Here is a 25,999-nt window from a genome sequence, read left to right as displayed (position 1 = left end):
TATGTCCAACATCATTCACGTCTCCACCCTGGACCACCCCGGGCTGGATGCCTTTGCCCGGCTCACCGAGGCCCAACTGCGCAACCGCCGGGAGCCCGAGAAGGGCATCTTCATCGCCGAAAGCCCCAAGGTCATTGAACGTGCCCTCCACGCGGGGTATGAGCCCTTGTCCTTCCTCATGGAGGAAAAGCACATCACCGGGCAGGCACGCTCCCTGCTGGATCGGTGCCCCGGGGTGCCGGTGTTCACCGGTCCTTCGGACCTACTAGCCCAGCTCACCGGCTTTCCCCTCACCCGGGGCGTGCTGTGCGCCATGCGCCGTCCCACTCTCCCTACCGTGGAGCAGCTGTGCCAAAATGCCCACCGGGTAGCGGTACTGGAAGGAGTATCTGACCCCACCAACGTGGGGGCCATCTTCCGCTCGGCTGCCGCCATGCACATGGATGCGGTGCTGGTCACCCCCAACTGTTGCGACCCTCTGTACCGCCGGTCGGTGCGGGTGAGCATGGGCACCGTGTTCCAAATCCCCTGGACCCGCATTCCCCAGTGGCCGGAAGGGGGCCTCACGCAACTCAAAGCCCTTGGTTTTCGCACCGTGGCCATGGCCCTCACTCCCGACGCCATCTCCATTGAGGAGCCCTGGCTGCATCAGGAGGAAAAGCTGGCCATCTTGCTGGGCACCGAGGGGGACGGGCTGGCCCGCACTACCATCGACGGGTGCGACGCCGCCGTGTGCATCCCCATGGCTCACCAGGTAGATTCCCTCAACGTGGCCGCCGCCAGCGCCGTGGGCTTTTGGGAATTGAGGTATCGTAAGAGCCACCTGTACAATATGTAAAATTCCACACAGTTTCACTTGTTTTTTTGTTACATTCTTGACAACCACGCAGGGTCGTTCTATAATTTTCATCAAGACCTGATGTGGTGGGCCTGTACGTTTTGCCGAAACTCACAAAGTGCGCCACAGGATTTTCCATATGTTTGAAACATCTGGTTGAAATTCCTGTGGACAATTCTGGGAATTCGGCAGACGTTACGGGCCTTTTTTGTACTTTTTCGCCCTTTGGGGGCGAACCATTCTCTGGCAGCTTTCTGCCATGTTCGGGAGGTCATTATGAGCTATACCATTCCCATCGGCCCCTACCACCCCGCTCTGGAGGAGCCCATTCACGCCCGTCTCACCGTGGACGGGGAGCGCATCACCGACGCGGAAGTCTTTGTGGGATACAACCACCGAGGCATTGAGCGTCTGGCCCAGGAGCGCAACTTCATTCAGACTCTGGTGCTGGTGGAGCGAGTGTGCGGCATCTGTTCCCACTCCCACTCCCTGACCTACGCACTGTGCATCGAGCACATTGCGGGGATGGAAGTACCCAAGCGTGGTCAGTACATCCGGGTCATCATTGAGGAACTGGAGCGCATCCACTCCCACCTTTTGTGGCTGGGCATTGCCTGTCACATTGTGGGCCATGACTCCCTGTTTATGCAGTGCTGGAACGACCGAGAGGGCACCATGGACGTGTTGGAAGCCCTCACCGGCAACCGGGTCAACTACGGCATGAACATCATTGGCGGAGCCCGCCGGGACTTCACTGACGACCAGCGCCGGGACCTGCTGTGTGCTATGGACGACCTGGAAAAGCGCATGGGCCCCATCACCCACTGGCTCACTCACGACAAGACCTTGGCCATGCGCACCAAGGGGGTGGGCATCCTCACCCGAGAGGACGCCATTCGCCTGGGCGCTGTGGGCCCCCACGCCCGGGCCTCCGGGGTGGACATGGACGCCCGCCGGGACTGCCCCTACTCCTCCTATGAGGACTTCGATTTCACCGTCCCCGTCCAGGAATCCGGAGATGTGTACGCCCGGGTGGTCATTCGGGTGCTGGAAATCTACGAGAGCATCAAGATCATCCGCCAGGCGGTGGACAATCTCCCCGAAGGGCCCATCAACCTGGGCAACAAGATCCCCAAGGTGCCTGCCGGTGAGTTCATTGCCCGCCATGAGGCCCCTCGGGGGCAGTTGGTGTACAAGGTGGTCACCGACGGCGGTGTCAACAACCACCGGCTCAGCCTCCACGTGCCAACCTTCAAGAACGCACCCACAGTGCCGGTGATGCTGCGGGGCAACACGGTGGCGGATGCGGGGCTGATCGTGGCCTCCATTGACCCCTGCTTCTCCTGCCTGGATCGGTAAACGGCCATGCACGAACTTGCCATCACCCAGAGCATTCTGGACATCGCCGAGAAGGTGGCCCGGGAACACGGAGCCACCCGAGTGAAAACGGTACACATCAAGCTGGGGGAGTATTCCGGCGTGGTTCCCCAGTGTGTCCAGGATTATTTCGATGTGATCAGCCAGGGCACCATTGCCCAGGGAGCAGTGCTGGACATCCAGCGGCTGCCGGTAGTTATCCACTGCGAGGACTGCAACCAGGACAGCCAGATTGACCGCCGCCATGTCCGCTGTCCTCAGTGCGGCTCCACCCACCTAAAGCTGATCCAAGGCCGGGAATTCTACATTGAGAGTTTGGAGGTTGACTGATGGAAATCAAAGTCATGCACCAGGTTATGGCCTGGAATGAGGACGTCAGCGATGCTGTCAAGGCAGAACTGGCCCAGCACCAGGTGTGCCTCATTAACGTCATGGGCTCCCCTGGCGCGGGGAAAACCAGCACCATCGTGGCCCTCATTGGAGCTCTGCGGGGGCGCTACCGCATCGGGGTCATTGAAGGGGATATCGCCGGTCAGATTGACGCCGACGCCATCCACGCCATGGGCATTCCTGTGACCCAGATCGACACCGACGGGGCCTGCCACATTGAGGCCATGAGCATCCAGAAGATGCTCCCCGAATTCGACCTTGCAAACCTGGATGTGATCTTCGTGGAGAACATCGGCAATCTGGTCTGCCCCGCCGAATTCAACATTGGCGAGAGCTTTCGCTTGGCTCTCCTGTCCATCCCCGAGGGGGACGACAAGGTGGAGAAATATCCCCTGATGTTTGCCACCACCCAGGCCTTGGTGATGAATAAGTACGACTTGAAGGACTACTTCGACTTCGACGATGGGCGCGTGGAGCGCTCTGCCCGGGAACAGAACCCAGAGGTGGCGGTGTTCCGCCTGTCCAACCGGGACGGCTCGGGCCTGAGCCAGCTGGTGGACTGGCTGAGCCAGAAGATTGACGCACAAATTGGGAGGTGCCAAGGATGAAATGCTTTAAATTCTCCGCCTGGCTGTCCACGGCCATCTTGTGCTTTTTGTTCTGGTTGCTGCTGACCTGGTCGGTGGCACCCCGGGAACTGCTGTGGGGCGGCCTGGTGTCGGTGGTGGTGGCGGCCTTCGCCAGCCGCTTTCTCATCCATAGCCGGGCCTTCTACCTCTACAACCCGGTGCGGCTGATTTTGCTGGTGTTCTACTGCGTCATCATTTTCTTCTGGGAGGTCATCAAAGCCAACGTGAGCATGGCCAAGATGGTCCTCAACCCCAAGCTCAGCTATAAGCCGGGCATTCTCCGCATTCCCGCAGATCCCAAGCTGAAAAGCCGCTATGGCATCGCCATGGTGTCCAACTGCATCACCCTCACCCCTGGCACCATTACCTTGGAGACCGCCGAGGATGAGGAAGGGCAAAACTATTACTACGTCCACTGGATCGACGTGGCGGAGACCGACCGGGACAAGGCCGGGGACGCCATCAAGGGAACCATGGAACGCTGGATCGGGAGGATTTGGAAATGACGGCATTTTTGATTGGCGCCATCGTGTGCATCATCTTAGACCTGCTCCTTCTCTACCGGGTGTTCCGGGGCCCCACGGCCGCCGACCGCATCTGTGCCATGGACGCGCTGGATCTGGTCACTGCCTTGGCCCTGGTGCTCTACTCCCTGCACACGGGACGCACCATTTATCTGGACATCGCCCTGGTGGTGGCCCTGCTGGGCTTTGTCAGCACTGTGTTTGTGGGCCGCTATCTGGAAAGGAGGCTGTGAGAGATGGACGTCATCGACATTGTGGTGGCCGTACTCATGGCCATCGGCCTGTTCTTCGCCTTCATTGGCACCCTGGGCATTCTGCGCATGCCTGACGTGTTCGGGCGGCTCCAGGCCTCCACCTGCATCGCCTCCATGGGCACCATCTTTGTGGTGCTCTCCGGCATCGTGTACGTGGTGGCCCACGGCATGAGCGGTTCGGTGGTGGTGAAGCTGGTGTTTATCCTGCTGTTTGTGCTGGGCACCAACCCGGTTTCCAACCATGCTCTGTGCAAGGGCGCGTACCGTTCGGCCAAGCCCAACCCGGAGCCGATCATCGACGACTATAAGGAGGATGATCCCCAATGAATGGTACCTTGGTTTTTGTCCTGAACACCCTGGTGCTCTGCGGCATTGTGGCCTCCGCCATCGTGGCGGTGAAGGCCAAAAAGATCATCGACTCGGTGATCGCCCTGGCCGCCACCGGCTCCTTTGTGGCCCTGGAGTTTGTGCTGTTGCAGGCTCCCGACGTGGCCATTGCCGAGGCCAGCGTGGGCGCTGTGCTATCCACCATTCTCTACATCATCGCCCTGCGTAAGGTGTACGGACGAAAGGGGGAGCAGGAATGAGCGGCACAAAAAAGCTGGTCCTGTCCCTGACCCTGGCGGTGCTCCTGGCCTGCGGCGTGTGGGCCGGGTGGCGCATGGCAAACAGCGAGCCCACCTACGACGGGGAAGGCGTGGATCTGGTGGAGCTGTACGAAGACCCCAGCTCCTACGACAACACCGGCGCGGACGGCGCTGCCGCCATCATGGTCAACGAAAACCTGGAAAAGACGGCAGCCGACAACGTGGTCTTTTCCGTGGTCTTTAACTTCCGTGGCTACGACACCATGGGCGAGAGCTTCATTCTCATCGCCGCCATTGCAGGCTCCCTGGTGATTCTGCGCAAGACGACCCATTCTGGTAAGAAGGAGGAGCACAACCATGAAGAAAACGTATAAAAAGACCCCCATCATCTCCCGATGCGCCTCCGATCTGTTCCTTCCCCTGGCCTGTGTGTTTGGCTGCTACGTGGTGCTCCACGGCAGCACCAGCCCCGGCGGCGGCTTCCAGGGCGGCGTGCTGGTGGCCAGTGCCATTTTGCTGGTGTACCTGGGTTACGGCGGCATGGGGGTCAAGCACTCCTTCAACGAGCACATGCTCCACTCCAGTGAGACGGTGGCGGAGATCATGTATGTGGTCATCGCCCTGGTGGGCGTGTTCACCGGATTGAATTTCTGCGTCAACTTCGTCTTTGCCGGACAGCAGGTGGACACCAGCATTCTCATGAACGATGCAGTGGGCTACCACGTCATGGCCGGTATCACCTGTCTGCTCATCATGATGCTCAGCGTACTGGAGCCCGACGACCACCCCCATGAGGTGGACGACAAAGAGGAGGCTGCAGCATGATTTTCACGAATTATCTGGTCTGCTTTGTTCTCATCGCCCTGGGCATCTACTGCATGGTGACCCAGAAGAACCTCTTCAAGATCACCGTGGGCATGGGTCTGGTGGACTACGGGGTGAACCTGCTCATCGTCTCCGTGGGCTTCCACGCCGGCGGCACCGCCCCCATCTTCAACATCTCGGAACTCACCCGCTCCTCCTTCTTCGTAGACCCCATTCCCCAGGCACTCACCCTCACCTCCATCGTCATCGGCGCATGTACCACCGCCATGACGTTGTGCCTCATTATCATGCTCTACAAACAGTACGGCACCCTGCAATCCGATGAAATCAGGAGGTTGAGAGGCTGATGTACGACTTTATGTATAATTTCCCAGTCCTGGCCATTATGTCTTTGTTCCTGGGGGCATTTCTCAACTCCCTGGTAGGTCGGCGCAATGCCAAGGTGCGCTCTGCCGTGGTGGTTTTGGCCATGTTGGCCGCTCTGGTGATGATGCTCAGCCTGGTCAAGCCCGTTCTTCTGGATGGGAAGATCATCAACTACTGGCTGGGCAACTGGGAGCCCGTGGAGGGCTGGGCCATTGGCATCAGCCTGGAAGTGGACGCTCTGAGCCTGTTCTTCGCCCTCATTGTGGTGGTGGCGGTGTTCGTCTCCGGCATCTACTCCTTTACCTACATGAGCCATGACGACTCCCTGGTCAACTACTACACCCTGTTTCTCATGCTCTCCGGCTCGGTGCTGGGTCTGGTGTTGTCCGGCGACCTCTTCAACATGTTCGTCATGATCGAGATCATGACCTTCACCGCCGTGGCCCTCACCGCCTTCCGCAACCACTACGAGGGCGCTTTGGAAGGTGCCTTCAAGTACCTGGTGGTGGGTTCTCTGGGCTCCACCTCGGTGCTCATTGGCATCGCCCTCATTTACTCCCAGACCCATACCCTGAACCTGGCGCAGCTGTCTGCGGTGCTGCCCCAGGCGGATAACCCGGTGACCATGCTGGCCTTCGCCTTCCTCTTTGTGGGCTTTGGCTCCAAGGCCTTCCTGTTCCCCTTCCATCCCCTGGCTGCCGACGCCCACGCCGTGGCCCCCGCCTCCATCTCTCTGATGATCTCGGGCGTTTTGACCAAGTGCGGCGTGTACGGCATCATCCGGCTGTGCTACTGCCTGTTCCAGAACATGGACCAGAGCTTCGTGCAGTACTTTGTCACCGGGGTGGGTGTCATCTCCATGTTCGTGTGCGTGACCATGGCCTTCAACCAGCACAACTTTAAGCGTCTGCTGGCCTTCCACTCCATCTCTCAGGTGGGATACGTCATCACCGTGGTGGGCCTGGGCTCCGCTCTGGGTCTGTCCGCCGGTCTGTTCCACGCCATGAACCACACCATCTTCAAGGGACTGCTGTTCCTCACCGCCGGTGCTGTCCAACACGCCACCGGTAGCCTGGACCTGGACGAGCTGGGCGGTCTGTCCAAGAAGATGCCCGGCACCTGCGCCCTGTTCCTCATTGGCGCGGCCTCCATCAGCGGCCTTCCCCCCTTCAACGGCTTTGCCTCCAAATGGATGATCTACCAGGCCACCTTCCAGCAGGCGGGCGAAACCGGTAACTTCTTCTTTGTGGTGGTGTGCGTGGCCGCCCTCATCACCAGCGTGCTCACCCTGGCCTCCTTCATCAAGGTGTCCCAGAGCGTATTCTTCGGCCAGCTCAACCCCAAGTTTGCCAATACCCATGAAGTCTCCCTGGGTATGCGCATTCCCATGTGGATTCTGGCCGCCCTGTGCATCCTGCCGGGGCTGTTCCCCGACAAGGTGCAGCAGTGGCTGCTCACCCCCGCCACCCAGGCGGCCATGAATGCCCCCGGGTACATCGACGCCGCCATGGGTTCCGGGTACGCCGCCTCCTTTGCCATCCCGGCCTATCAGCCCCAGCAGATTTTCCTGTCCGGGGCCTGGCAGCCCGTGATGTGGCTGCTGCTCCTCATCTCCGTAACCCTGGCTGTGTGCATCGTGGCCCTGCTGGGTGGGGACGAGAAGGCCACCGTCACCTCAGAGATTTCCTCCGAGACGGATGCCGACCCCAAGTACGACTCCTTCTTCTCCGGTGAGGCCAGTGTGTACTCCCAGGTGGGAGGCAGCGATCTGTTCTGGGGCTTCAAGCACAACTGGAGACACTACTTCTCCTTCATGCACAACTGGCACAGCGGCGTGGTCAATGACTACACCCTGTACGGCGCCGCCGCCATCGCTGTGGCTCTGGTGCTGTGCGTCATCTTTCTGTAAAGGGGGTACCTGACATGACAAATCTTCTCTGGACCGTGTTCCATGTGCTGGTATTCCCCGGCCTTCTGTTCTGCGTGGTGGTGGGCGTGCTGCTGGCGGGCCTGGACCGCAAGCTGGTGGCCCGGATGCAAAACCGGGTGGGCCCGCCCCTGCTCCAGCCCTGGTACGACTTTCTCAAGTGCTGCGGCAAGGAGACCATCATTCCCCGCCACGCCAAGCGTGGGCTGTTTCTGGCCGCTCCGGTGCTGGGCTTTGCAGCCCTCATCACCGTGGCCCTGTTTATCCCCGTGTTCTCCTACTCCACCTTCTCCACCACTGCGGATCTGGTGGTCATCCTTTACCTCCTGACGGTGGTGGGCGTATCCATGATTGTGGGCGCTGCCGCCTCCGGCTCTCCCTTCGCTGGGGTGGGCCTGAGCCGTGAAATGGTGGCCATGATCTCCTATGAGCTACCCTTCGTGCTGGTGCTGCTGGCGGTGGGCCGTATGGCCGGAGAAGGCTCCCCTCTGGGTGTCACCTTCTCCCTCCAAGCCATCGTGAACTGGCAGGTGGCCAACGGCAACCTGCTCTTCCACTGGAGCCTAATTCCCGCTGCCCTGGCCATGCTCTTTGTCATCCCCTGCGAAATCGGCATGCACCCCTTTGACATCGCTGAAGCGGAGACGGAGATCTGCGAGGGAACCCTGGCCGAGTACAGCGGCCCCCCCGCGGGACTGTTCCGGCTCACCCACTGCGTGAAGATGTACATCATGTGCGCCCTCTTCTGCGTGCTGTTCCTGGGTGGAATCCGCACGGGATATGTGGCTCTGGACGCCCTGGTGATGGTAGGGCTGAGCGTAGTGCTCACCTTTGTCACCATGAGCGTGCCCCACGCCGTGTGCGCTCGGTTCAAGGTGGAGCAAGTGTTCAAATTCTACTGGACGGTGGTGGCCGGTCTGGCCCTCATCAGTCTCATTCTGGTCTGGCTGGGCCTGTAAGGAGGGACAAGGAAATGTTTCAAACAATGATCGACAAGAGCATGGCCAAAAGTCCCTGGATCTTCCACATCAATGCAGGCTCCTGCAACGGCTGTGACATCGAATTGGTATCGGTGCTCACCCCCCGGTATGACGCCGAGCGGCTGGGCTTCCGCCTCACCGGAACCCCCCGCCAAGCGGACATCGTGGTGGTCAGCGGCCCCGTCACCTCCCAGACCCGTGACCGTCTGGTGCGCACCCTGGCCCAAGTGCCCGAACCCAAAGTGGTGGTGAGCCTGGGGTCCTGCCCCCGGTCGGGAAACGTGTTTAAGGGCAGCTACTGCGTGGACGGCCCCCTGGAGAAATACACCCACGTGGATGTGTCCGTGGGCGGCTGCACCCCCAAGCCCGAGGCCATTGTGGCCGCTCTGGCCAAGGCCGCCGAAATTCTGGCTGAAAAGCGGAAGGAGATGCGTCAGGCATGATTCCATACCTCACCAAAGCCCTGGGCAACCTGTTCCGCGCCCCCGCCACCGAGAAGTTCCCAAAGGGGGAGCCTCCCAAGGCCGCTCCCGGCTACCGGGGCCGCATCATCTACCACCCGGAGACCTGCGTCAACTGCGGAATGTGTATGCGGGTGTGCGCCCCCCAGTGCATGGAGCGCACCATGGAGCCCCTGCCCAACGGGGACCAGAAAATCACCCTCACCTTCGACCTGACCAGCTGCACCTTCTGCGCCATGTGTGCCGATTTCTGCGCCCGAAAGTCCATCGAGCTCAGTGACGACTACATGATCGTGGGCACCCAGCCCGAGGACTTTCTGGTCTCCGGCACCTTCATCAAGAAGGCGCCGCCGCCCAAGATGACCCCCGAGCAAATCGCCGAGCTAAAAGCCAAGGCCGAGGCCGCTAAAGCTGCCAAGGCGGCAGCCGAGAAAGCCAATGGCTGAGCGCTCCCGCATTCACCTGGAGGTGGAGGGGCTGGTGCAGGGGGTGGGCTTTCGCCCCACTGTCCACCGCCTCACCACCCAGCTGGCCCTGTCCGGCTTCATCCGCAACACCCCTCAGGGGGCAGAGTTGGAGCTGGAGGGGCAGCCGGACCAGGTGGCCCAATTCGTTCCCCTTTTGCAGCAACAGGCCCCGGTGCTGGCCCGCATTCGCCGGGTCAGCACCGTTTCCATTCCCCCCACGGGAGAGACAGGGTTTCACATCCTGCCCAGCGTGGGGCAGCACGCCCCGGACACCCAGGTAAGCCCCGACGTGGGCATCTGCCCTGACTGTCTGCGGGAGATGCGAGACCCCAAGGACCGGCGATACCGCCACCCCTTTCTCAACTGCACCAACTGCGGGCCCCGGTTCACCATCATCCAAAGTGTGCCTTACGACCGGGAGCGCACCGCCATGGGGGCCTTTCCCATGTGTGAGGACTGCCAAGGAGAGTACACCGACATCACCGACCGCCGCTACCACGCCCAGCCCACTTGTTGCCTCAACTGCGGCCCCACCCTCACCTATCTGGACGGGACGGGAACGGCCGTAGAGGGCGACCCCATCCGGCTGGCCCAAGCGCATCTGCGGGAGGGCGACATTGTGGCGGTGAAGGGGCTGGGGGGCTTCCACCTGGCCTGTCTGCCCGAATACGCTTCCTTACTGCGCACTCGCAAAGAGCGGGAGGGGAAACCTCTAGCCCTCATGTGTGCCGACCTGGATGCCGCCCGTACTCTGTGCTATATCTCCCGGTCGGAAGAAGAGGCTTTGACCAGCTGGCGGCGGCCCATTGTGTTGCTCAAAAAGCATGACCCCGCCCCGGATGTCCTGAGCCACACCCCGGAGCTGGGGCTGATGCTCCCCTACACTCCCCTGCATTACCTCCTTATGGAGGGCTTTTCCGCACTGGTCATGACCAGCGCCAACCCCTCCGACTGCCCCGTGTTCATTGGCAACCGAGAAGCGGTGGAGGGCCTCCAGGGCATTGCCGACGGCTTTCTTCTCCACAACCGGGATATTGTCACCCGGTGTGATGACTCCCTGGTGCGTATCTTTCGGGGCGAAGAATACCCCTTACGCCGCAGCCGGGGCTATGTGCCCCAGCCGGTGGAGGTCCCCGTCCCCGTCCAGGGCCTTCTGGGGTGTGGAGCGGAACAGAAGGCAGGGTTTGCCCTGGGTAAGGGTAAGGATGCTCTGCTGAGCCAGCACATCGGGGACCTGAAAAACATGGAGACGTTGGAGCACTATGAGACCCAGCTCCACCACTTCCGCACTCTCTTTGGGGTGGAGGTGGAAGGGCTGGCCTGCGACCTTCACCCGGACTATCTGTCCACCCAAGTGGCCCAACAGCTGGCCCGTGAGTGGAGTGTGCCCCTTCTCCCAGTGCAACACCATCACGCCCATATGCTCTCCTGTATGGCGGACAATCGGCTGGAAGGCCCCTGCATCGGCCTTGTATGGGATGGCACAGGGTTGGGCACCGACGGCACCATCTGGGGTGCCGAGTGCTTGGCAGGAGATGCTCTCAGCTTTACTCGCCTGGGCTCCATCTTCCCCATTTCCCTGCCCGGGGGCGATGCCTGCGCCCGGGACGCGGGGCGCATCGCCCACAGCCTGCGCTATGCAGCAGGGCTGGAGACAAATCCCCAGGACATGCTCACCCTCCAGCTGAGAGCGGGGCTCAACTGTCCCCCCGCCTCCAGCATGGGGCGGCTCTTTGACGGAGTGTACGCCCTGTTGGGGGGCTCCTCCCCCGTCCACTACGAGGGAGAGAGCGCCATCCGCCTGGAGCACATGGCCCAGGCAGGGGTGACCCAGGCCCTGCCGGTGGAGATGGAAACGGTGGACGGCGTGTGCCGCCTCCAAACCCCTGCCCTCACCGTTGCCCTTTTGGAGGGATTGCAACAAGGCCAATCCCCCCACCTGCTGGCGGCCCAGTTTATGAACGCCATGGTGGAGTTGGCTGTGCGGCAATGTCAATTTGCCCGCGCGCAAACCGGCCTTGACCGGGTGGTGCTCTCCGGCGGTGTCTTTCAAAACATGTATCTTCTGCCCCGCATCCTGGACGCACTGGCCGCCCAGGGATTCGAGGCCTATCACCACTCCCGGGTGTCCACCAACGACGAGGGAATCGCCCTGGGACAGCTTATGGCCGCAGCAGCGCGGCGAAAGGAAGGATAACTATGTGTCTAGCCGTGCCCCTGCGGCTCATGGAAATTCACGACCAGGAGGGCATCGCCGAGGCGGGGGGCATTCGCCGCACCGTGCGCCTGGACTTCATCCGCAATCCCCAAGTGGGGGACTATGTACTGGTCCACGCCGGATTTGCCATGGAGCGGCTCAGTGAGGAACAGGCCCTGCAAAACCTGCAAGCCCTCCGGGAGGTGGCCGATGCTCTGTGAAGCGGATTTCCGCCGCCCCCAGGGCCTGGAGCGGCTGGTGGCGGCCATTGGGGACCCCAACCTGCCCCCTATGCGCCTCATGGAGGTGTGCGGCACCCACACCATGGCCCTGGCCCGCACCGGGGTGCGGCAACTGCTGCCCCCCCAGGTGCAACTGATTTCCGGCCCCGGCTGTCCGGTGTGCGTCACCCCGGCAAACGTCATGGACGAGGTGTTGCGGCTGGCTGCCCTGCCCGGGGTCACCCTCACCACCTATGGGGACCTGATGCGGGTGCCCGGCTCCAAGTCCGGGTTTGATTTACGGCGACAAAAGGCCCTGGGGACGGACGTACAGGTGGTGTACTCCCCCATGGACGCCTTAGAGCTGGCCAAAGCACATCCAGAAAAACAGGTGGTGTTTCTGGGCGTGGGGTTTGAGACCACCGCCCCGGGTACAGCCCTGGCGGTGCTGGAGGCCCAGCGACAGGGGATCGGCAACTTCTCCCTGCTGTGCCTTTTGAAAGCCACGCCCCCGGCCCTACGAGCCCTGCTGGCCCAGAAGGACTTCGGGGTGGATGGCTTCCTGTGCCCCGGCCATGTGGCTACCATTTTGGGGGCGGATGCCTTCCAATTTCTCCCCCAAGAGTACCAAAAACCCGCCGTGGTGGCGGGGTTTGAGGCGGGGGACTTGGTGGCCTCCCTTCACCTGCTCATCCAGCAGGTAAAGGGCCACACCCCAAAGTTGGAAAACGAATACACCCGGGCGGTGTCCCAAGAGGGCAACCAGATGGCCCAACAGGTGATGGCCCAGGTGCTGGAGCCGAAAGATGACACCTGGCGGGGTCTGGGGGACATCCCAGGCAGCGGCTTTGAGCTAAAACCGGAGTTTGCCGCCTATGACGCTGCCACCCGCTTTGGCTTCTCCCCTGCCCCTCAGACTACCCCCTCCCCCTGTCGGTGCGGGGACGTGATCTGTGGGCGCATTGGTCCCAAGCAGTGCCCTCTGTTCGGCACCGTGTGCTCTCCGGACAACCCGGTGGGGCCGTGCATGGTGTCCGGGGAAGGGGCCTGTGCCGCCGCCTATCTCTATGGAAGGGAATGACCCGCGATGGAACCACAATATATCACCTTAGACCACGGCAGCGGTGGAGGCCGCACCGCCCAGCTCATTGAGGAGCTGCTCCTCCCCGCCCTGCAAAATCCACACCTGGCCCCCCTGGGGGACGGGGCATTGCTGGAACTCTCCGGCCCCCTGGCCTTCTCCACCGACAGCTTTGTCATTGACCCCATCTTCTTCCCCGGCGGGGACATCGGTGAGCTGGCGGTGTGCGGCACCGTCAACGACCTTTCTATGTGCGGGGCGGTGCCCCGCTATCTGAGCCTGGGCATAATCTTGGAAGAGGGCTTCCCGGTGGAGGACTTGAAGCGCATCATCACCTCCCTGGCCATCACCGCCGCCTCCTGTGGGGTGCAGGTGGTCACCGGGGACACCAAGGTTGTAGAGCGTGGCCACGGCCACGGGATTTACCTGAACACCTCCGGCATCGGCCAGGTCAAATGGCCGGGGCTGTCCCCCCAGGCTATCCAGGAGGGGGACCAGATCCTGGTGAGCGGCACCGTAGGCGACCACGGCACCGCCGTGATGCTCTCGAGGAGCGGGATGCTCCAGGGGGATGAGCTTGTTTCCGACTGCATGCCCCTCAACCAGCTGGCCGCAGCCGCTTTGACCGTGGGGGGCGTGCGGGTGATGCGTGACCCCACCCGGGGCGGTGTGGCCACGGTGCTCAATGAATTCGTGGAGGGCACGGATCTGTGCGCTCAGGTGCAGGAGGACGCCGTGCCCGTGCGGCCCCAGGTGGAAGCCGCCTGCTCCCTTCTGGGACTGGACCCCCTGTACTGCGCCAACGAGGGCAAGCTACTGGCGGTGGTTTCTCCCGTAACAGCCCCCGCGGTACTGGAGGCCCTGCGCTCCACTCCCGGCGGCGAGAATGCCGCCATCATCGGCTCCATCACCACCCAATTCCCCGGCCGGGCGGTACTGAAAACCGCCTTTGGGGCCCACCGTGTGTTATCCAAACTATCCGGCGCACAGTTGCCGAGAATCTGTTAAAAAAGTGAGGGGATGTCACCATGCAGACCAACCAGAAAATTGAGATCACGCCCGAGGAAATCGTACCCACCGCAGAAAAGATGCGGACCGAGGGGCGGCTACTCATCATGATCCACGGCCACATCGAGAAGGACGGCACCCCCGTGGTCACCTACGACTACGACGACGGGCCCAACGTGCTCAGCTACGAGGTACGGGGCCACGCCACCGTGCCCACCATCTCCCACATCTACGATGCCGCCGCCCAGTGGGCGGAACGGGACATCAGCGAGCTGGCCCCCATCACCTTTGAGGGATTGGATTGCAGCCAGCGGCTGTTTATGCCGGACAACCTGCTCAGCGGCGATGGACAGATCACCGTCACCCCCCTGAATGTACTGCGCAAAGAAAATCATCTGGAGTAACCCAGCTTCCTGCTGCATCAGCTTCTTTTTCTCCAAGGCTTCCTGTCAAAAAGCCTCGCAGAGTTCCGTCACCCGCAGGTGACGGAATAAATTAGAATCTTGTCATTTCCGGGGACATGCGCATCGGAAATGACACATCTCATGAGGTCTGGGGTGACTTTTTCGTAAGAAATCGAACCTCAGACCTCATGCAATCCCTCCATCCAAGAAGTCCTTGGACTTCTTGGAATATAAAAAAGGTTCCATCCTTTCGGATGGAACCTTTTTTATCACTTGGGAGATTAGCCCACGTACCCGGCGAACAGGTAGATGAAGGCCATGGAGGACGCGGCCACGCACAGCCAGGTGATACCACCCAGGGCGATGGGCTTGACGCCCTTGGAGAACACGTCCTTGAACTTGATCTTGAAGCCCACACCGGCCAGAGCAGCGGCAAACAGGTACTTGCCCAGCTTGCCCAGCACGTCGATGCCCACCTCGGAGAAGAAGCCGAAGGTGTTCAGACCGGCCATCACCACGAACCACAGGATGAACATGGGGAAGGTCTTCTTGACCACCATCAGGGGGGAGTCGCTCTGGCTTGCCACGCCGGTCTTACGGGCGCGGGCAGTGAACACCAGGGTCCACACCAGGGCCACGAAGATGAGCATGGTGGTACGTACCAGCTTCACATTCAGAGCGCCGCTGAAATCGGGGTTGCCGATGATGCCCTGGAAGGTAGCCTGAGCACCAGCCACGGAGGAGGTGTCATTGATGGCGGTACCAGCCAGGAAGGCAAACTGGTTGTCAGTGAAGCCCAGAGCGGTGGCCAGGTAGGGGTAGGAGAAGGCGGCGATGGTGTCAAACAGGAAGATGGCAGCCATAGCGAAAGCGATCTCCTCCTCCTTGGCCCGGATGATCCGGCTCAGGGTGGCGATGGCGGTGCCGCCGCAGATGCAGGTGCCGCCGCCCACCAGAATGGAGGTGTTCTCGGTGACGCCCAGCACCTTGCGGCCCACCAGGATGGCCACGGTGAAGGACAGGCAGATGTTGAACAGGATCAGGGGCAGGGCGCGGATGCCGGTGCCCAGAATGGCGGCAAAGCTCAGGGTACCGCCGGTGGCGATGATGCCCCAGTTCAGAAACTGCTTGGAGCAGTAGGTGGTGCCCTCTTTGAAGCCCTTGGAAATGTTGGGCACCAGGTTGCAGATAATCATGGTGACCAGCAGGGCCAGCATGGGGCCGCCAATCACGGTACGGTGGAACCACTGGGCCTGGAGGGTGGTGGACTCATTGGCCAGGACGCCCACCACAATGCACAGCACAATGGCCAGCCACTTATGGGTTGTCTCTCTCTTCATTTCTCTTTCTCTCTCCTTAGCAGGTTGCGCCGCCCTTAACGGTCTTGTTCAGGATGGCCTCCTTGTTGATGGCCTGGTTGAGCAGCTTATCCTCCACATACTCCATGCCCAGACGATCAATGGTGTCGGCAAAACGCTCACCGGTGATGCCCTCGTCGCGGAAGAACAGGATGGCGCGCTCCACCACGTCCAGAACCTCTTCCTCGCTGGTGAAGATCTTGCTCAGGGGGTGGCCATGGGCAACCTTCTTGCCCCAACGTCCGCCCACATAGACCTTGTAGCCCTCGGCGTACTCCTCCAGAGCGCCGAAGGGGCACTTGCCCTTGCAGCGGCCGCAGTTGTTACACTCGTTGGGATCGATAACCACCTTGCCGTCCACAACCTTGGCCACCTTGATGGGACAGGCGTTCTCCACCTGGCACACCTTGCAGCCACGGCACTTGGACAGGTCCACCATGGGCACACGCTGACCCACGATACCCAGGTCGTTCAGATCAGGCTTGACGCAGTTGTTGGGACAGCCGCCCACAGCGATCTTGAACTTGTGGGGCAGGGTCACGGTGTGGTAGCCCAGGTAGAACCGCTCGTGAATCTTGTCGCTGAGGCCGAAGGAATCCAGCAGGCCGTACTGGCAGGTGGTACCCTTACAGGCCACCACAGGACGCACCAGAGAGCCGGTGCCGCCAGTGAGCAGGCCGCGCTCGTTGACAAAGTCGATGAGGGGCTGAATGTTCTCGTACTTCACGCCCTGAATCTCCAGGGTCAGACGGGTGGTCATGGTCACCTCGCCGTTGCCGAACTTCTCGGCGGCCTCGATGACGGTGCGGTGCTCGTCGGCGGTGATTTTACCGTTGCGGGTGATGATACGCACGTTGAACACGTCGGGGTAACGCTTGTCCTGGAGGCAGCCCAGGCCCTTCACCCGCTTGATCTCAGCGGCGCTCAGAGCGGTGCCGGGAACAGAGATCTTCACGGTGTTGATGAAGGCGCCGCCCTCCAACACGCGGGTGTTGGTGTAGCCCAGAGCCTTCAGACGGTTCTGCAGGAAGTAGCCGCGCTTACCCTTGGCACACACCAGCAGCAGCTTGTCGTCCAGGTCGGTGCCCTCGATGGGACCGTTGACGGTGGACAGGTTCACCCAAGTGGCGCCAGGCAGAGTGGCGGCGGGGTGAGCGTCCAGCACACGGTAGTCCTTGGCAGCGCCAGCGGCGTACTCGGCGGGAGTAAAGGTCTCGAAAGCGCCGGACATCTTGTTCTCCAGGATGTAGCAAGCCTGGACAAAGGGATGAATGGCGGTGGAGAAGGGAGGAGCGTAGGCAAAGTCCAGGGTGTCGAAGTCGGAGACCTTGGCGCCCATAGCGATGCCGGTAACCGCGATGTCCACCATCTTATCCACAGCACCGCCGCCCAGCACCTGGATGCCCAGCAGCTTGCCGGTGGCCTTGTCGGCGATGAGCTTGGTGACAAAGGAGGAGGCGTCAGCATAGTAGTGAGCCTTGTCGTCGGTGACGCAGGTCACGGTGGCCACGTCATAGCCCTCAGCCTTGGCCTGAGCCTCGGTGAGGCCGGTGCGGCCAGCGTTGAGGTCGTCAGCCAGACGGACCACGCCGGTGCCCATGCAACCCAGGTAGGCAGCGTCGGTGCCGGTGAGGTTCTTGGCCAGACAACGGCCGGTGATGTTGGCAGTGGAGCCCATGGCGGACCACTGGCCCTTGCCGGTGATGCGGTTGTGCACCATGGCGCAGTCGCCCACGGCGTACACATCATTGAGGTTGGTGCGCTGGTGGTCATCCACCACGATGGTGCCCTTCACCATCTCCAGGCCGGACTCAGCCAGGAAACCGGTGGCGGGACGGATGCCGATGGCCAGCACCACCACGTCGGCGGGCAGCACGCCGGCGCTGGTGTCCACGCCAGTGGCCTTCTCGGTGCCCACAATGCCCTTGAGAGCAGTGCCGGTGCGCACCCGCATGCCCTTACCCTGGAGCTTGCGGCGGACGTAGTCGGCCACCTCAGCGTCAAAGATGTTGGGCATCAGCTGGTCAGCCATGTCCACCACGGTGACGTTCAGGCCCTTGGCCATGAGATTCTCGGCGATCTCCAGGCCGATGAAGCCGCCGCCCACCACCACGGCGTTGCGGCAGTGGTGGTTGTCCACGTAGGCACGCAGACCGATGGCGTCGTCGGGGGTACGCATGGTGTACACGCCGGGCAGGTTCACGCCCTCCACGGCGGGCACAAAGGGCTCAGCGCCCACAGCCACCACCAGCTTGTCATAGCTGACGGTGTTGCTCTCTCCACTCACCACGTTGCGCACGGTGACGGTCTTGGCGCTGGCGTCCACGGAGGTGGCCTCCATACCGGTCACCACGTCCACACCGGTCAGGCCCTTGTACTTCTCGGGGGTGTTGACGATCAGCTCGTCCCGGGTCTCAATGCTGCCGCCCACATAGTAGGGCAAGCCGCACCCGGCGTAGGAAATGTCCTGGCTCTTGGTGTAGATGGTGACGTTGGCGTCCCGGTTCTCACGCTTGAGCTTGGCGGCGGTCTTGGTGCCTGCGGCAACGCCGCCGATGACGATCACGTTCATATCTCCCTCTCCTTTGTTCATTTTTTCGCAGAATTAAGCGTATTGATTATACCATAACTTCAATGATATAATTGATTCGACTTAATGATACAACGATTCAAATTCTGAATCACCCACTGTACCTATGAAAGAACTGGGGTATGCATATGCTGGACTATCGAATGGAAACCTTTCTCATTCTCTGTGAGGAGATGAATTACCGAAAAACCGCCCAAATTCTCCATCTTTCCCAACCTGCGGTCACACATCACATTCAATTTCTGGAACATGAGTATGGGTGTAGCCTGTTTACCTACGCCGGGCGGCAGCTGATTCAGACTCCCCAGGGACGGGCTTTGGAGGAATACGCCCGCTCAGTTAAGCACAACGACCTGGAGGTGCGGCGTAAGTTCTCCAATCAGCACGTGCTGGAACTGAAGGTGGGGGCAACCAAGACCATCGGGGACTACGTCATTGCCGATCGGGTCAACCGCTTCCTCACCAGTCAGGACCACGCTCTGACCTTCATTGTGGACAACACCGAGCATTTGCTGCAAATGCTGGACGACGGCCAGCTGGACTTTGCCGTGGTGGAAGGGTACTTCAACAAGGCCCACTTTGCCTGGCAGCTATTCCGCCAGGAGCCTTTTGTGGGTATCTGCCACAAAAACCACCCCTTCTGTGGCCGCAAGGTGGGGTTGCCCGAGTTGCTCACCGCCACCATCATCCACCGGGAGGCAGGTTCCGGCACCCGGGCCATCCTGGAGCAGAAGCTCAAGGGCTACAACGAGTCCCTGGAGCGGTTTGACCGCCACATCTGCATCAGCTCCTTCAAGCTGATTTTGGATGCGGTGAAGAAAAACCTGGGGGTCAGCTTCGTCTATGAGGCTCTGGCGGACAGTGACCCACAGCTGGGCAAGTTCTGGATGGAGGGAGACCCCATCATCCGGGAATTCAACATTGTATACATGAAAAACATCGATCCCCAGGAGAAGATCCAGCTGTTTCTCCAGGGTTAAACATGAGAGCTGTCGCGGAAGCGGCAGCTCTTACTTTCATATTGACTTTCATTTTATTTAAGTTATAATAAACATTGTTAAAGAAATGGGGGTATGCCCTGTGGCTTTGGACATGATGCCTGGCTGGATGGCCAATCTGGAGGAGGAAGACATGGTCTTTATCAAAAAGTTTCTCCTCTCCTCCGGCTCTTTGAAAGAGATGGCCCGTCAATATGGGGTGACCTACCCCACGGTGCGGCTGCGTCTGGACCGATTGATTCAAAAAATTCAATTGAGCGACCAAGTGGAGGGAGAACCCTATATCGCTCTCATCAAGCGGCTGGCTCTCCAGGATAAGCTGGACTTTGACACCGCCAAGCTGCTCATCACTCAGTACAAAAAACTGCAAGGAGGAGAATAACATGAGCAATATGGCTGTTTTGGCCCTTTTGGTGTGCTGTGTTCTGCTGCAAATTTTCCTCTCCCGCCGGGAGAGCCGCTGGCCGGGGCTGGTGTTGCCGGGACTATGTTTTCTGCTGAGTCTATGCGTCTCCATTGGTGTCGCTCTGTTCTCTTTTGTTCCATCCCAGGGAAGCAGCCTTGGAGCCGTAATCATCCCCTCTCTCCTGGTGTTTTTACTCTATAACATCCCCACCTGCATTCTCCTGGCCATCTACTTTGCCTGCCGGGAGAAGTACCGCCAGAAAAAACAGCTAAACAAGATGAACATTCAGGATTTGGAGGGATAAGGGTAACACCATTTTTGAGTAGACAATTCCTCCATCATCCGGTACACTTGTCTTATGGAACGTCATACTGTGCGTTACTACCCAAACTTCAAGGAGGTGCCAGTCCATGTATTTGATTCTTGGAATTCTCATGGTGGCCTTGGGCCTATTTATGCTGCTTCGCCCCTCCGATTTCTTTGACCTCACCGAGAGCTGGAAAAGCTATGCCCCCGGCGAGCCATCCAAACTATTTCTCTTCAGCACCCGATTTGGAGGATGTATGTTTATCTTGGTGGGATTGGCTGGTATCTTTCTGGGCATCTATGAACTACTATAATGTCTACACAAAAGCCCAGGCAGCATATGCTGCCTGGGCTTTTACATAAGTGGACAAACATGACCAGACCGTGTAAACTAGTCATTGCAACCGAAACTTGCCCGGATGCAACCACAATGTGGTTTCCTTTGGGTTTAAAATCAGATAGATTTGAGGTGTCCATATGGTACTGTCAGAAAAGCTAGCCGCATTGCGGAAAGCGCACGGGTATTCTCAGCTGTATGTGGCAGAGCGTTTGAATGTTTCCCGTCAGGCCATCTCCCGGTGGGAGGTGGGCAGTTCCATGCCCTCCACCGAAAATCTGATGGAGCTGAGCCGCCTGTACGACGTGTCTCTGGATGAATTGGTGGGGCATGATGCAAAGGAACTCGCGCCAGAAGATCAAACCATACCTCCGGATGCCGCCCCTCAATCGGAGTGCACCTCCGTCTTTGCCATTCCAAAGAAACGACTTTACTTGGCTTGCGCTGCGGTGTGTCTGGTTTTCTTGTGCCTGCTGGCCATTGAGCTATGGAATGCTCAACATGCTCAAAAAAATGACGATGGATACGATACGATACGGTACGATATGAAGACATGTTGAATGGCGGAACACCTTCCCCTGATGATTATTTTGATTTGGAGTGATCGGGAAGGCCAGTGGTAACATAAGGAGGGCGAACAAACCATGAAACGAAAGTTCAAAACGTCCCATCACAAAGGTATCACAGCGGTTTGTCTTGTGTTGCTTGTCCTCCTTCTGGTCTTTCTGGCATCCAGTGTGGTGATACAGCAGCAGAAAAAGAAAACCTGCGGGAGTGTGGCAGAGGTCTGGCAGGATGTGGGCCACCTTCTATCCCAGAAGCAAGATGGGTCCTTGCAGCTGGCCCACGGTTTTTCTTCCCTTCACCGCTATCTTTTCTCCAACCTCCTGGATGCAAGCCTGTATGAATGGAGATGGTTGGAACAGGAGGATCGGTTGCCCCAATCCCCCGACACCTGTTATCTGAGCTGGCAAAGCGAGGGACAGGAGCAGCAAGGCCAGCCCCAGGAAGGCACCAATGTGATTCCCGTGCTGCTGTCCATCTCTACGTCCAGCACCACCTTCCAAGACAATCCGGAAGAGCCGGACTACACCCATCAGGTAAGCAACCTGGAGGTGGACGGTCGGGTTCTCTATACCAATCAGGACGGCAAACTGCTCTGGAGTGGCTACACCTCCAAGATTACCATCTATTCCTATGTCACCGATACACCCCAGGACCCCCAAACCAGTCAGCAGTCCTGGCAAGGTACCACCTTTGGCCAGATCAGCAGCATTTCGTCTGTACTTGCCTGTGATTTAACCCTTGGCGCAGATCAGGCTACCTCGGTAACCCTGGATTATGGGGCACTGCAACCATAATCCACATAAAAGGCACCCCATAAAAGTGGAACCAAACCACTTTCATGGGGTGCTTGTTTTATAGATCTCGATTATACAGTTTGGCCACGAATTTCCGGCCTCCAACGATGAAGAACAGGATGGCTGCCACATCCACCGCCTCAAACAGGAGGATGACGTGGCGCTCGTCCATGCCCTCGGCCAGCGTACCGGCCAACAGGGTACCCACCACGCCGCCCAGAGAGCACAGCATCTGAAAGGTGCCGTTGAACCGTGCCCGTTTCGTGTCCGGCACGTAGGACTGGGTGGCGGCAATGCGGATGTTGTAGCTGGTGACCCCCAGCACCCCGGTGATGAAAAAGGCTAAGGCCATGAGGGGGATGGGAAGGTACAAGGAAATTGCCGCCATAAGAGCTACCACAAAATACACCGTCACGGCAATGCGGAACTTCCAGTCGGTGGGGAAATGCACCTTGTAGTGGAACAGCCCACCGATGAGCCGCCCTACCACCGAGGCGTTGGAGACGATGGCGTACAGGGTCACCGCCGCCACTGGCCACATGGCATAGAGGTATGCGTGGCTACGGAAGAAGGGCAGGTGCAGGGTTCCCCCACCTCCACCGGCGAAGCTACCTACGGTGAAGTATAAGGTCACCGCCAGCAGCCCCTTCTCGGAGATGATGTAGGACAGGCCCTCTTTAAAGTCGGTACCGAACTGCCGCAGCACATTGCGGCTTTGCACCGGGGCCGCCTGGGCCATGTGGGTCTCCTGATACCGAATAGTGCGCTCGAAACAGGCCGCCACAAAGAAGCTCACCGCATCAATGGCCAGCAAGGGCAAAATGCTGCCCATGCTGTCATAGATGAGGGCCGCAATGGGGGCTGTCATGGCCGCCAGGGGCCAGAGCAGGCTGGAAATGGAATAGGCCCTGGAGAAGTTCCCCTCGGTGATGAGGTTGGGATAGAAACTGTCGTAGGCCACGGAATACACGCTGTTGATGGCGCCGGTCACCAGACAGAAGGCCAGCAGCAACACATAGTTAAACCATCCCTGCCACATCAGCAGGAACATCAACAGGTACAGGGTGGCGGACAAAAAGTCCAGCCGGTAAATGACTTTCTTTCGGCTCATGCGGTCCAGGTACGGCCCCGCCAACAGGGGGACGATGAGAACCGGGAGCTGAAAACAGATGTTGAAAATCGCGTATAAAAGGGTGGACCCGGTGTAATCCAGCACCATAATGCTCATGGCAAAGCCGGACATGTTGCTTCCCACCATGGACACCACACTGCCCAGTGTGATGATGGTGAAGTCCCGGGTCCACAACGTAGACGGGGTACTCAAAACTCTCCTCTCTCGTAGAACAATACGATTGGAAAACGCCTCGATGCGTGGTATACTGTCAGGGAATCCACCAAGGAGGGGTTTCCAATGAAACGCAGTAAAATACTCACTCTTTTGTGGGCGGTGCTGGCAGCCTTGGTGCTGCTCACCGGAGCCATCGCCACCCCCATTTTGTGCCGTCCCTTTTACTATGCCCACATCGACGCCTTAGACCTCACCGATCGGGTGGGTCTGCCCGAGGTTGAAATTCGTCGGGCCTATGACGAGATGATGGACTACTGCACCGGGGGCGACACCTTTTCCACCGGCGTGCTCCCCCATTCACCTCAGGGGGCCAGCCATTTTGCCGATGTCCGGAGTCTGTTTTTGCTGGATCTGCGGCTGTTGGCCGCATCCGTGGGGGCGTGCGTGGTACTCTTTATCCTCACCCGCCTAGTGAGCCGCCGCTGTGCCCCCATCTTAGGCCGTGGCCCTGGGTTCTGGGCCGGGCTGGGGCTGGGCGGCAGCTTTGCCCTCGTGGGCGGTTTGGCCGCCCTGGACTTTGAGCGGGCCTTTGTGATTTTTCACCAGCTGTTCTTCCCCGGTAAGACCAACTGGCTCTTTGACCCCAACACCGACCCCATTATTTTCATTCTCCCCCAGGAGTTTTTCCGAAACTGCGCCCTATTGATTTTAGGGCTGTTGCTGGGGGGATGTATTCTGATGATTCTCTGGGACTTTATTCGGCCAAAGGCACGGCTTTGAAACTTTCTCCCACTTCCACAGCTGAAAAGCTTCCTGCGGAAAGTTCGGTGATGCGAGCTCCAAAGGGGCCCTCCTGCCCTTCGGGCAGGAGGGCGTGGACGGTGACGTGGTCGGTGTAGTCCACATCCCCCACCACCCCGTTCAGGGCAGTCACTTCCAGCTTCACCCGCTCGAAGAAGTTATAGGGGCAGTCCACCAACACCTCCACCCAGCGGCGCACCACCGAGATGCCCGCCTCGTCCAGGGCCATTTTGGAGGCCTGGGTGTAGGCCCGCACCAGGCCGCCGGCTCCCAACAGAATACCGCCAAAGTAGCGAGTGACCACGCAGCAGACGTTGGTCACTCCTTCTTTTTGGAATACCCCCAGCATAGGCTGGCCCGCCGTGCCCTGGGGCTCCCCGTCGTCGGAGTAACGCACTGCGCCGTCCTTGACGATGTAGCACCAGCAGTTGTGCCGAGCGTCGTGGTATTTCTTTTTGGCCCACTCGATGCAGGCCCGGGCCTCCTCTTCCGTCTCAATGGGCCACACGTGGCCGATGAACTCAGAACGCTTCTCCACCAGGGTGGCCTGGGCCTCCCCGGTGGGGATGAGGTATTCACTCATGGCGTCAATCCTCCCACTCCTCTTTGTGGGGCTGCCAGCCCTCCACCAGGGGGCCCAGCCGTCCGATGGTCTTGGGGGTACACACCGCCACCACGTCGATGGTCTCGGTGTAGTCCACCTTCTCCACCTTGCTCTCCCGGTACAGGGTGTCCAGCAGGCCACCCTGGTCGTAGGGCAGATGGATGGTCACCCGACGGGCCCCCGTGTCCAGACGGCGGCCAATGGCCTCCAGCAGTTCGGGCAGTCCCGCACCGGTACGGGCGGAAATGGATACAATGTCCTCCCCATGGGGGAGAATTTCCGCCGGGGCCAGGTCGCACTTGTTAAAGACCTCCAGGCGGGGAGTCTCGGCGGCACCCAGCTCCAAAATCAGCTTATCCACCACGTCCGCCTGCTCCCGCCACAGGGGGTCGGAGGTGTCGATGACGTGGAGCAAGAGGTCTGCAAAGGTCAGCTCCTCCAAGGTGGCCTTGAAGGCGTCCACCAGCTGGTGGGGCAGCTTAGAGATGAAGCCTACGGTGTCGGAAATGAGCACCGTGCAGGTGTCCGAAATCTCCAGCATGCGGGTGGTGGTGTCCAGAGTGTCAAACAGGCGGTTGTTGGCGGGGATATCCGCCCCGGTGAGGGCATTTAATAAGGTGGACTTACCCGCGTTGGTGTAGCCCACAATGGCCACCACCGGCACCTCGTTTTTCTCCCGGCGCTCCCGCTGAGTGGCTCGCACCCGGCGCACGTCCTTCAGCTCCTCTTCCAGCTTGGCAATCTTGCGGTGGATGTGGCGGCGGTCGCTCTCCAGCTGGGTCTCACCAGGGCCACGGGTGCCAATGGCGCCCTCCTGCCGCTCCAGGTGCTTCCACATACCGGTGAGGCGGGGCAGCAGGTACTTGTACTGGGCCAGCTCCACCTGCAAGCGGCCCTCACTGGTGCGGGCTCGCTTGGCGAAAATGTCCAGAATGAGGGCGGCCCGGTCCATCACCGTCACCCCCAGCTCCTCGGTGAGTACCCGCTGCTGGGAGGGAGACAGGGGGTTATCGAAAATGACGATATCCGCCCCCAGCATCCCCACCAGCTCCTTGACCTCAGCGGTCTTACCCTCGCCGATGAAGGTGCGGGGCTCGGGCGTGGGCCGATTTTGCAGTACGGTGCCCAGGCAAGTGCCTCCGGCGGTGTCCAGCAGGGCGGCCAGCTCCTCCAAGGTCTCATCGGTGGCGTTTTCCTCACGGCTGAGACTGGCGGCGTTGAGGCCCACCAGAATCGCCCGGTTGATTTCTTTGACTTGTGTATCTTCGAACATAGAAACTCCTTTAATGTTTACGCCAGACGGTATCAAAAGCCCTCGGCAGAGTTTCCCCGCCCGCAGGCGGGGAAATCCATGGAAATCCCGTTTTTCCCGAGGACATGCGCATCGGGAAAAACACTTCTCAGCCCGCAAGTG

32 protein-coding genes are annotated in these 25,999 nt (G+C 59.9%); 27 read left to right on the top strand and 5 right to left on the bottom strand.

Translation table 11 applies throughout. From position 1 onward, the window contains the following. The first annotated feature begins 1 nt into the window (after position 1). The 20 genes from B5G37_RS05865 (at position 2) to B5G37_RS05770 (ending at position 14,536) form a co-directional block, all read left to right on the top strand. On the top strand, positions 2–838 hold the full coding sequence (locus B5G37_RS05865) for an RNA methyltransferase (RefSeq protein WP_087255357.1): 837 nt from the start codon (positions 2–4) through the stop codon (positions 836–838). 276 nt (positions 839–1,114) lie between these two features. Further along, positions 1,115–2,197 carry a nickel-dependent hydrogenase large subunit gene (locus B5G37_RS05860; protein ID WP_087255355.1) on the top strand — a complete coding sequence of 361 codons (1,083 nt, stop codon included), beginning with the start codon at positions 1,115–1,117 and terminating at the stop codon, positions 2,195–2,197. Between the two features lie 6 nt (positions 2,198–2,203). Then, positions 2,204–2,545: a hydrogenase maturation nickel metallochaperone HypA gene (gene hypA / locus B5G37_RS05855; protein ID WP_087255352.1), complete on the top strand. Its 342-nt coding sequence runs from the start codon at positions 2,204–2,206 to the stop codon at positions 2,543–2,545. Beyond that, positions 2,545–3,213, top strand: coding sequence for a hydrogenase nickel incorporation protein HypB (hypB, locus tag B5G37_RS05850; protein ID WP_087255349.1), 669 nt, complete (start codon positions 2,545–2,547; stop codon positions 3,211–3,213). Before hypA ends, hypB begins: the two co-directional genes overlap by 1 nt. Next, positions 3,210–3,740 (top strand): Na+/H+ antiporter subunit E, encoded by a 531-nt coding sequence (locus tag B5G37_RS05845; RefSeq protein ID WP_087255347.1) that lies wholly within the window; start codon positions 3,210–3,212, stop codon positions 3,738–3,740. Before hypB ends, B5G37_RS05845 begins: the two co-directional genes overlap by 4 nt. After that, positions 3,737–3,991 carry a monovalent cation/H+ antiporter complex subunit F gene (locus tag B5G37_RS05840; RefSeq protein WP_087255344.1) on the top strand — a complete coding sequence of 85 codons (255 nt, stop codon included), beginning with the start codon at positions 3,737–3,739 and terminating at the stop codon, positions 3,989–3,991. Before B5G37_RS05845 ends, B5G37_RS05840 begins: the two co-directional genes overlap by 4 nt. Positions 3,992–3,994: 3 nt before the next feature. After that, complete coding sequence (gene mnhG / locus B5G37_RS05835; protein ID WP_087255341.1) at positions 3,995–4,339, top strand: monovalent cation/H(+) antiporter subunit G; 345 nt, start codon at positions 3,995–3,997, stop codon at positions 4,337–4,339. Further along, positions 4,336–4,599 (top strand): hydrogenase subunit MbhD domain-containing protein, encoded by a 264-nt coding sequence (locus tag B5G37_RS05830; RefSeq protein WP_087255338.1) that lies wholly within the window; start codon positions 4,336–4,338, stop codon positions 4,597–4,599. The genes mnhG and B5G37_RS05830 overlap by 4 nt, the downstream gene beginning before the upstream one ends. Continuing rightward, positions 4,596–4,973 carry a hypothetical protein gene (locus tag B5G37_RS05825; protein ID WP_087255335.1) on the top strand — a complete coding sequence of 126 codons (378 nt, stop codon included), beginning with the start codon at positions 4,596–4,598 and terminating at the stop codon, positions 4,971–4,973. The genes B5G37_RS05830 and B5G37_RS05825 overlap by 4 nt, the downstream gene beginning before the upstream one ends. Beyond that, entirely contained in the window at positions 4,957–5,424 is a 468-nt protein-coding gene (locus B5G37_RS05820; RefSeq protein WP_087255332.1) for an MnhB domain-containing protein, read from the top strand. Before B5G37_RS05825 ends, B5G37_RS05820 begins: the two co-directional genes overlap by 17 nt. Then, a complete protein-coding gene (locus tag B5G37_RS05815) occupies positions 5,421–5,771 on the top strand; it encodes an NADH-quinone oxidoreductase subunit K (RefSeq protein ID WP_087255329.1) in 351 nt (116 codons plus the stop codon). The genes B5G37_RS05820 and B5G37_RS05815 overlap by 4 nt, the downstream gene beginning before the upstream one ends. Further along, entirely contained in the window at positions 5,771–7,699 is a 1,929-nt protein-coding gene (locus B5G37_RS05810; protein WP_087255327.1) for a proton-conducting transporter membrane subunit, read from the top strand. Before B5G37_RS05815 ends, B5G37_RS05810 begins: the two co-directional genes overlap by 1 nt. A 14-nt stretch (positions 7,700–7,713) precedes the next feature. Beyond that, positions 7,714–8,676 (top strand): complex I subunit 1 family protein, encoded by a 963-nt coding sequence (locus B5G37_RS05805; RefSeq protein ID WP_087255324.1) that lies wholly within the window; start codon positions 7,714–7,716, stop codon positions 8,674–8,676. Between the two features lie 14 nt (positions 8,677–8,690). Next, positions 8,691–9,140 carry an NADH-quinone oxidoreductase subunit B gene (locus B5G37_RS05800; protein ID WP_087255321.1) on the top strand — a complete coding sequence of 150 codons (450 nt, stop codon included), beginning with the start codon at positions 8,691–8,693 and terminating at the stop codon, positions 9,138–9,140. Further along, positions 9,137–9,604, top strand: a complete 468-nt coding sequence (locus tag B5G37_RS05795; protein ID WP_087255318.1) for a hypothetical protein — start codon at positions 9,137–9,139, stop codon at positions 9,602–9,604. Before B5G37_RS05800 ends, B5G37_RS05795 begins: the two co-directional genes overlap by 4 nt. Then, positions 9,597–11,822 (top strand): carbamoyltransferase HypF, encoded by a 2,226-nt coding sequence (hypF, locus tag B5G37_RS05790; protein ID WP_087255315.1) that lies wholly within the window; start codon positions 9,597–9,599, stop codon positions 11,820–11,822. The genes B5G37_RS05795 and hypF overlap by 8 nt, the downstream gene beginning before the upstream one ends. A gap of 2 nt (positions 11,823–11,824) precedes the next feature. After that, a complete protein-coding gene (locus B5G37_RS05785; protein ID WP_087255312.1) occupies positions 11,825–12,043 on the top strand; it encodes a HypC/HybG/HupF family hydrogenase formation chaperone in 219 nt (72 codons plus the stop codon). Continuing rightward, positions 12,033–13,124: a hydrogenase formation protein HypD gene (gene hypD, locus B5G37_RS05780; RefSeq protein WP_087255309.1), complete on the top strand. Its 1,092-nt coding sequence runs from the start codon at positions 12,033–12,035 to the stop codon at positions 13,122–13,124. Before B5G37_RS05785 ends, hypD begins: the two co-directional genes overlap by 11 nt. Positions 13,125–13,130: 6 nt before the next feature. Next, complete coding sequence (gene hypE, locus B5G37_RS05775) at positions 13,131–14,132, top strand: hydrogenase expression/formation protein HypE (protein ID WP_087255306.1); 1,002 nt, start codon at positions 13,131–13,133, stop codon at positions 14,130–14,132. 20 nt (positions 14,133–14,152) lie between these two features. Then, positions 14,153–14,536 (top strand): NADH-quinone oxidoreductase subunit C, encoded by a 384-nt coding sequence (locus B5G37_RS05770; protein WP_087255303.1) that lies wholly within the window; start codon positions 14,153–14,155, stop codon positions 14,534–14,536. 281 nt (positions 14,537–14,817) lie between these two features. Here B5G37_RS05770 and B5G37_RS05765 read toward each other — a convergent pair whose 3' ends face one another. Next, positions 14,818–15,876 carry a putative sulfate exporter family transporter gene (locus B5G37_RS05765; protein WP_087255300.1) on the bottom strand — a complete coding sequence of 353 codons (1,059 nt, stop codon included), beginning with the start codon at positions 15,874–15,876 and terminating at the stop codon, positions 14,818–14,820. Between the two features lie 16 nt (positions 15,877–15,892). Continuing rightward, on the bottom strand, positions 15,893–18,466 hold the full coding sequence (locus B5G37_RS05760) for an FAD-dependent oxidoreductase (protein WP_087255297.1): 2,574 nt from the start codon (positions 18,464–18,466) through the stop codon (positions 15,893–15,895). A 146-nt stretch (positions 18,467–18,612) separates the two neighbouring features. On the opposite strand from B5G37_RS05760, the gene B5G37_RS05755 reads away from it, so the two are divergent. The 6 genes from B5G37_RS05755 to B5G37_RS05730 all read left to right on the top strand — a co-directional run bounded on the left by B5G37_RS05755 (position 18,613) and on the right by B5G37_RS05730 (position 21,892). Further along, entirely contained in the window at positions 18,613–19,464 is an 852-nt protein-coding gene (locus B5G37_RS05755) for a LysR family transcriptional regulator (RefSeq protein ID WP_087255294.1), read from the top strand. 100 nt (positions 19,465–19,564) lie between these two features. Beyond that, on the top strand, positions 19,565–19,864 hold the full coding sequence (locus B5G37_RS05750) for a DUF2089 family protein (RefSeq protein ID WP_087255291.1): 300 nt from the start codon (positions 19,565–19,567) through the stop codon (positions 19,862–19,864). A 1-nt stretch (position 19,865) separates the two neighbouring features. Continuing rightward, positions 19,866–20,192: a hypothetical protein gene (locus tag B5G37_RS05745; protein WP_087255288.1), complete on the top strand. Its 327-nt coding sequence runs from the start codon at positions 19,866–19,868 to the stop codon at positions 20,190–20,192. A 106-nt stretch (positions 20,193–20,298) separates the two neighbouring features. Next, positions 20,299–20,508, top strand: coding sequence for a DUF6199 family natural product biosynthesis protein (locus B5G37_RS05740; RefSeq protein WP_087255285.1), 210 nt, complete (start codon positions 20,299–20,301; stop codon positions 20,506–20,508). A gap of 163 nt (positions 20,509–20,671) precedes the next feature. Beyond that, positions 20,672–21,091, top strand: a complete 420-nt coding sequence (locus tag B5G37_RS05735; protein ID WP_087255282.1) for a helix-turn-helix transcriptional regulator — start codon at positions 20,672–20,674, stop codon at positions 21,089–21,091. A gap of 84 nt (positions 21,092–21,175) precedes the next feature. Further along, positions 21,176–21,892: a hypothetical protein gene (locus tag B5G37_RS05730; RefSeq protein ID WP_087255279.1), complete on the top strand. Its 717-nt coding sequence runs from the start codon at positions 21,176–21,178 to the stop codon at positions 21,890–21,892. A gap of 58 nt (positions 21,893–21,950) precedes the next feature. Here the strand turns inward: B5G37_RS05730 and B5G37_RS05725 are convergent, their stop codons facing one another. After that, entirely contained in the window at positions 21,951–23,216 is a 1,266-nt protein-coding gene (locus B5G37_RS05725) for an MFS transporter (protein WP_143482879.1), read from the bottom strand. An 87-nt stretch (positions 23,217–23,303) separates the two neighbouring features. Here B5G37_RS05725 and B5G37_RS05720 point away from each other — a divergent pair, with 87 nt between their 5' ends. After that, on the top strand, positions 23,304–23,960 hold the full coding sequence (locus B5G37_RS05720) for a TIGR01906 family membrane protein (protein WP_087255273.1): 657 nt from the start codon (positions 23,304–23,306) through the stop codon (positions 23,958–23,960). On the opposite strand, the gene B5G37_RS05715 is transcribed toward B5G37_RS05720, so the two are convergent. Together B5G37_RS05715 and hflX are read right to left on the bottom strand one after the other, a co-directional pair. Then, positions 23,935–24,564 (bottom strand): YigZ family protein, encoded by a 630-nt coding sequence (locus B5G37_RS05715; RefSeq protein WP_087255270.1) that lies wholly within the window; start codon positions 24,562–24,564, stop codon positions 23,935–23,937. The two genes, B5G37_RS05720 and B5G37_RS05715, sit on opposite strands and share 26 nt — an antisense overlap. 4 nt (positions 24,565–24,568) lie before the next feature. After that, on the bottom strand, positions 24,569–25,858 hold the full coding sequence (gene hflX, locus B5G37_RS05710) for a GTPase HflX (RefSeq protein WP_087255267.1): 1,290 nt from the start codon (positions 25,856–25,858) through the stop codon (positions 24,569–24,571). Between the last annotated feature and the right edge of the window lie 141 nt (positions 25,859–25,999).

The sequence above is a fragment of the Pseudoflavonifractor sp. An85 genome (assembly GCF_002161235.1).
Lineage (GTDB): Bacteria > Bacillota > Clostridia > Oscillospirales > Oscillospiraceae > Enterenecus.
This window is presented reverse-complemented; position numbering and strand designations above follow the sequence as displayed.

Bases quoted from the DNA above. Each gene is read 5' to 3' on its own strand.
- hypD (WP_087255309.1), top strand. From the start codon at position 12,033: ATGCTCTGTGAAGCGGATTTCCGCCGCCCCCAGGGCCTGGAGCGGCTG.
- B5G37_RS05830 (WP_087255338.1), top strand. From the start codon at position 4,336: ATGAATGGTACCTTGGTTTTTGTCCTGAACACCCTGGTGCTCTGCGGC.
- B5G37_RS05735 (WP_087255282.1), top strand. From the start codon at position 20,672: ATGGTACTGTCAGAAAAGCTAGCCGCATTGCGGAAAGCGCACGGGTAT.
- B5G37_RS05765 (WP_087255300.1), bottom strand. From the start codon at position 15,876: ATGAAGAGAGAGACAACCCATAAGTGGCTGGCCATTGTGCTGTGCATT.
- mnhG (WP_087255341.1), top strand. From the start codon at position 3,995: ATGGACGTCATCGACATTGTGGTGGCCGTACTCATGGCCATCGGCCTG.
- B5G37_RS05740 (WP_087255285.1), top strand. From the start codon at position 20,299: ATGTATTTGATTCTTGGAATTCTCATGGTGGCCTTGGGCCTATTTATG.
- hypF (WP_087255315.1), top strand. From the start codon at position 9,597: ATGGCTGAGCGCTCCCGCATTCACCTGGAGGTGGAGGGGCTGGTGCAG.
- B5G37_RS05715 (WP_087255270.1), bottom strand. From the start codon at position 24,564: ATGAGTGAATACCTCATCCCCACCGGGGAGGCCCAGGCCACCCTGGTG.
- hypE (WP_087255306.1), top strand. From the start codon at position 13,131: ATGGAACCACAATATATCACCTTAGACCACGGCAGCGGTGGAGGCCGC.
- B5G37_RS05865 (WP_087255357.1), top strand. From the start codon at position 2: ATGTCCAACATCATTCACGTCTCCACCCTGGACCACCCCGGGCTGGAT.
- B5G37_RS05805 (WP_087255324.1), top strand. From the start codon at position 7,714: ATGACAAATCTTCTCTGGACCGTGTTCCATGTGCTGGTATTCCCCGGC.
- B5G37_RS05730 (WP_087255279.1), top strand. From the start codon at position 21,176: ATGAAACGAAAGTTCAAAACGTCCCATCACAAAGGTATCACAGCGGTT.
- B5G37_RS05795 (WP_087255318.1), top strand. From the start codon at position 9,137: ATGATTCCATACCTCACCAAAGCCCTGGGCAACCTGTTCCGCGCCCCC.
- B5G37_RS05840 (WP_087255344.1), top strand. From the start codon at position 3,737: ATGACGGCATTTTTGATTGGCGCCATCGTGTGCATCATCTTAGACCTG.
- B5G37_RS05785 (WP_087255312.1), top strand. From the start codon at position 11,825: ATGTGTCTAGCCGTGCCCCTGCGGCTCATGGAAATTCACGACCAGGAG.
- B5G37_RS05815 (WP_087255329.1), top strand. From the start codon at position 5,421: ATGATTTTCACGAATTATCTGGTCTGCTTTGTTCTCATCGCCCTGGGC.
- hypB (WP_087255349.1), top strand. From the start codon at position 2,545: ATGGAAATCAAAGTCATGCACCAGGTTATGGCCTGGAATGAGGACGTC.
- B5G37_RS05760 (WP_087255297.1), bottom strand. From the start codon at position 18,466: ATGAACGTGATCGTCATCGGCGGCGTTGCCGCAGGCACCAAGACCGCC.
- hflX (WP_087255267.1), bottom strand. From the start codon at position 25,858: ATGTTCGAAGATACACAAGTCAAAGAAATCAACCGGGCGATTCTGGTG.
- B5G37_RS05770 (WP_087255303.1), top strand. From the start codon at position 14,153: ATGCAGACCAACCAGAAAATTGAGATCACGCCCGAGGAAATCGTACCC.
- B5G37_RS05825 (WP_087255335.1), top strand. From the start codon at position 4,596: ATGAGCGGCACAAAAAAGCTGGTCCTGTCCCTGACCCTGGCGGTGCTC.
- B5G37_RS05860 (WP_087255355.1), top strand. From the start codon at position 1,115: ATGAGCTATACCATTCCCATCGGCCCCTACCACCCCGCTCTGGAGGAG.
- B5G37_RS05845 (WP_087255347.1), top strand. From the start codon at position 3,210: ATGAAATGCTTTAAATTCTCCGCCTGGCTGTCCACGGCCATCTTGTGC.
- B5G37_RS05755 (WP_087255294.1), top strand. From the start codon at position 18,613: ATGCTGGACTATCGAATGGAAACCTTTCTCATTCTCTGTGAGGAGATG.
- B5G37_RS05810 (WP_087255327.1), top strand. From the start codon at position 5,771: ATGTACGACTTTATGTATAATTTCCCAGTCCTGGCCATTATGTCTTTG.
- hypA (WP_087255352.1), top strand. From the start codon at position 2,204: ATGCACGAACTTGCCATCACCCAGAGCATTCTGGACATCGCCGAGAAG.
- B5G37_RS05820 (WP_087255332.1), top strand. From the start codon at position 4,957: ATGAAGAAAACGTATAAAAAGACCCCCATCATCTCCCGATGCGCCTCC.
- B5G37_RS05745 (WP_087255288.1), top strand. From the start codon at position 19,866: ATGAGCAATATGGCTGTTTTGGCCCTTTTGGTGTGCTGTGTTCTGCTG.
- B5G37_RS05800 (WP_087255321.1), top strand. From the start codon at position 8,691: ATGTTTCAAACAATGATCGACAAGAGCATGGCCAAAAGTCCCTGGATC.
- B5G37_RS05720 (WP_087255273.1), top strand. From the start codon at position 23,304: ATGAAACGCAGTAAAATACTCACTCTTTTGTGGGCGGTGCTGGCAGCC.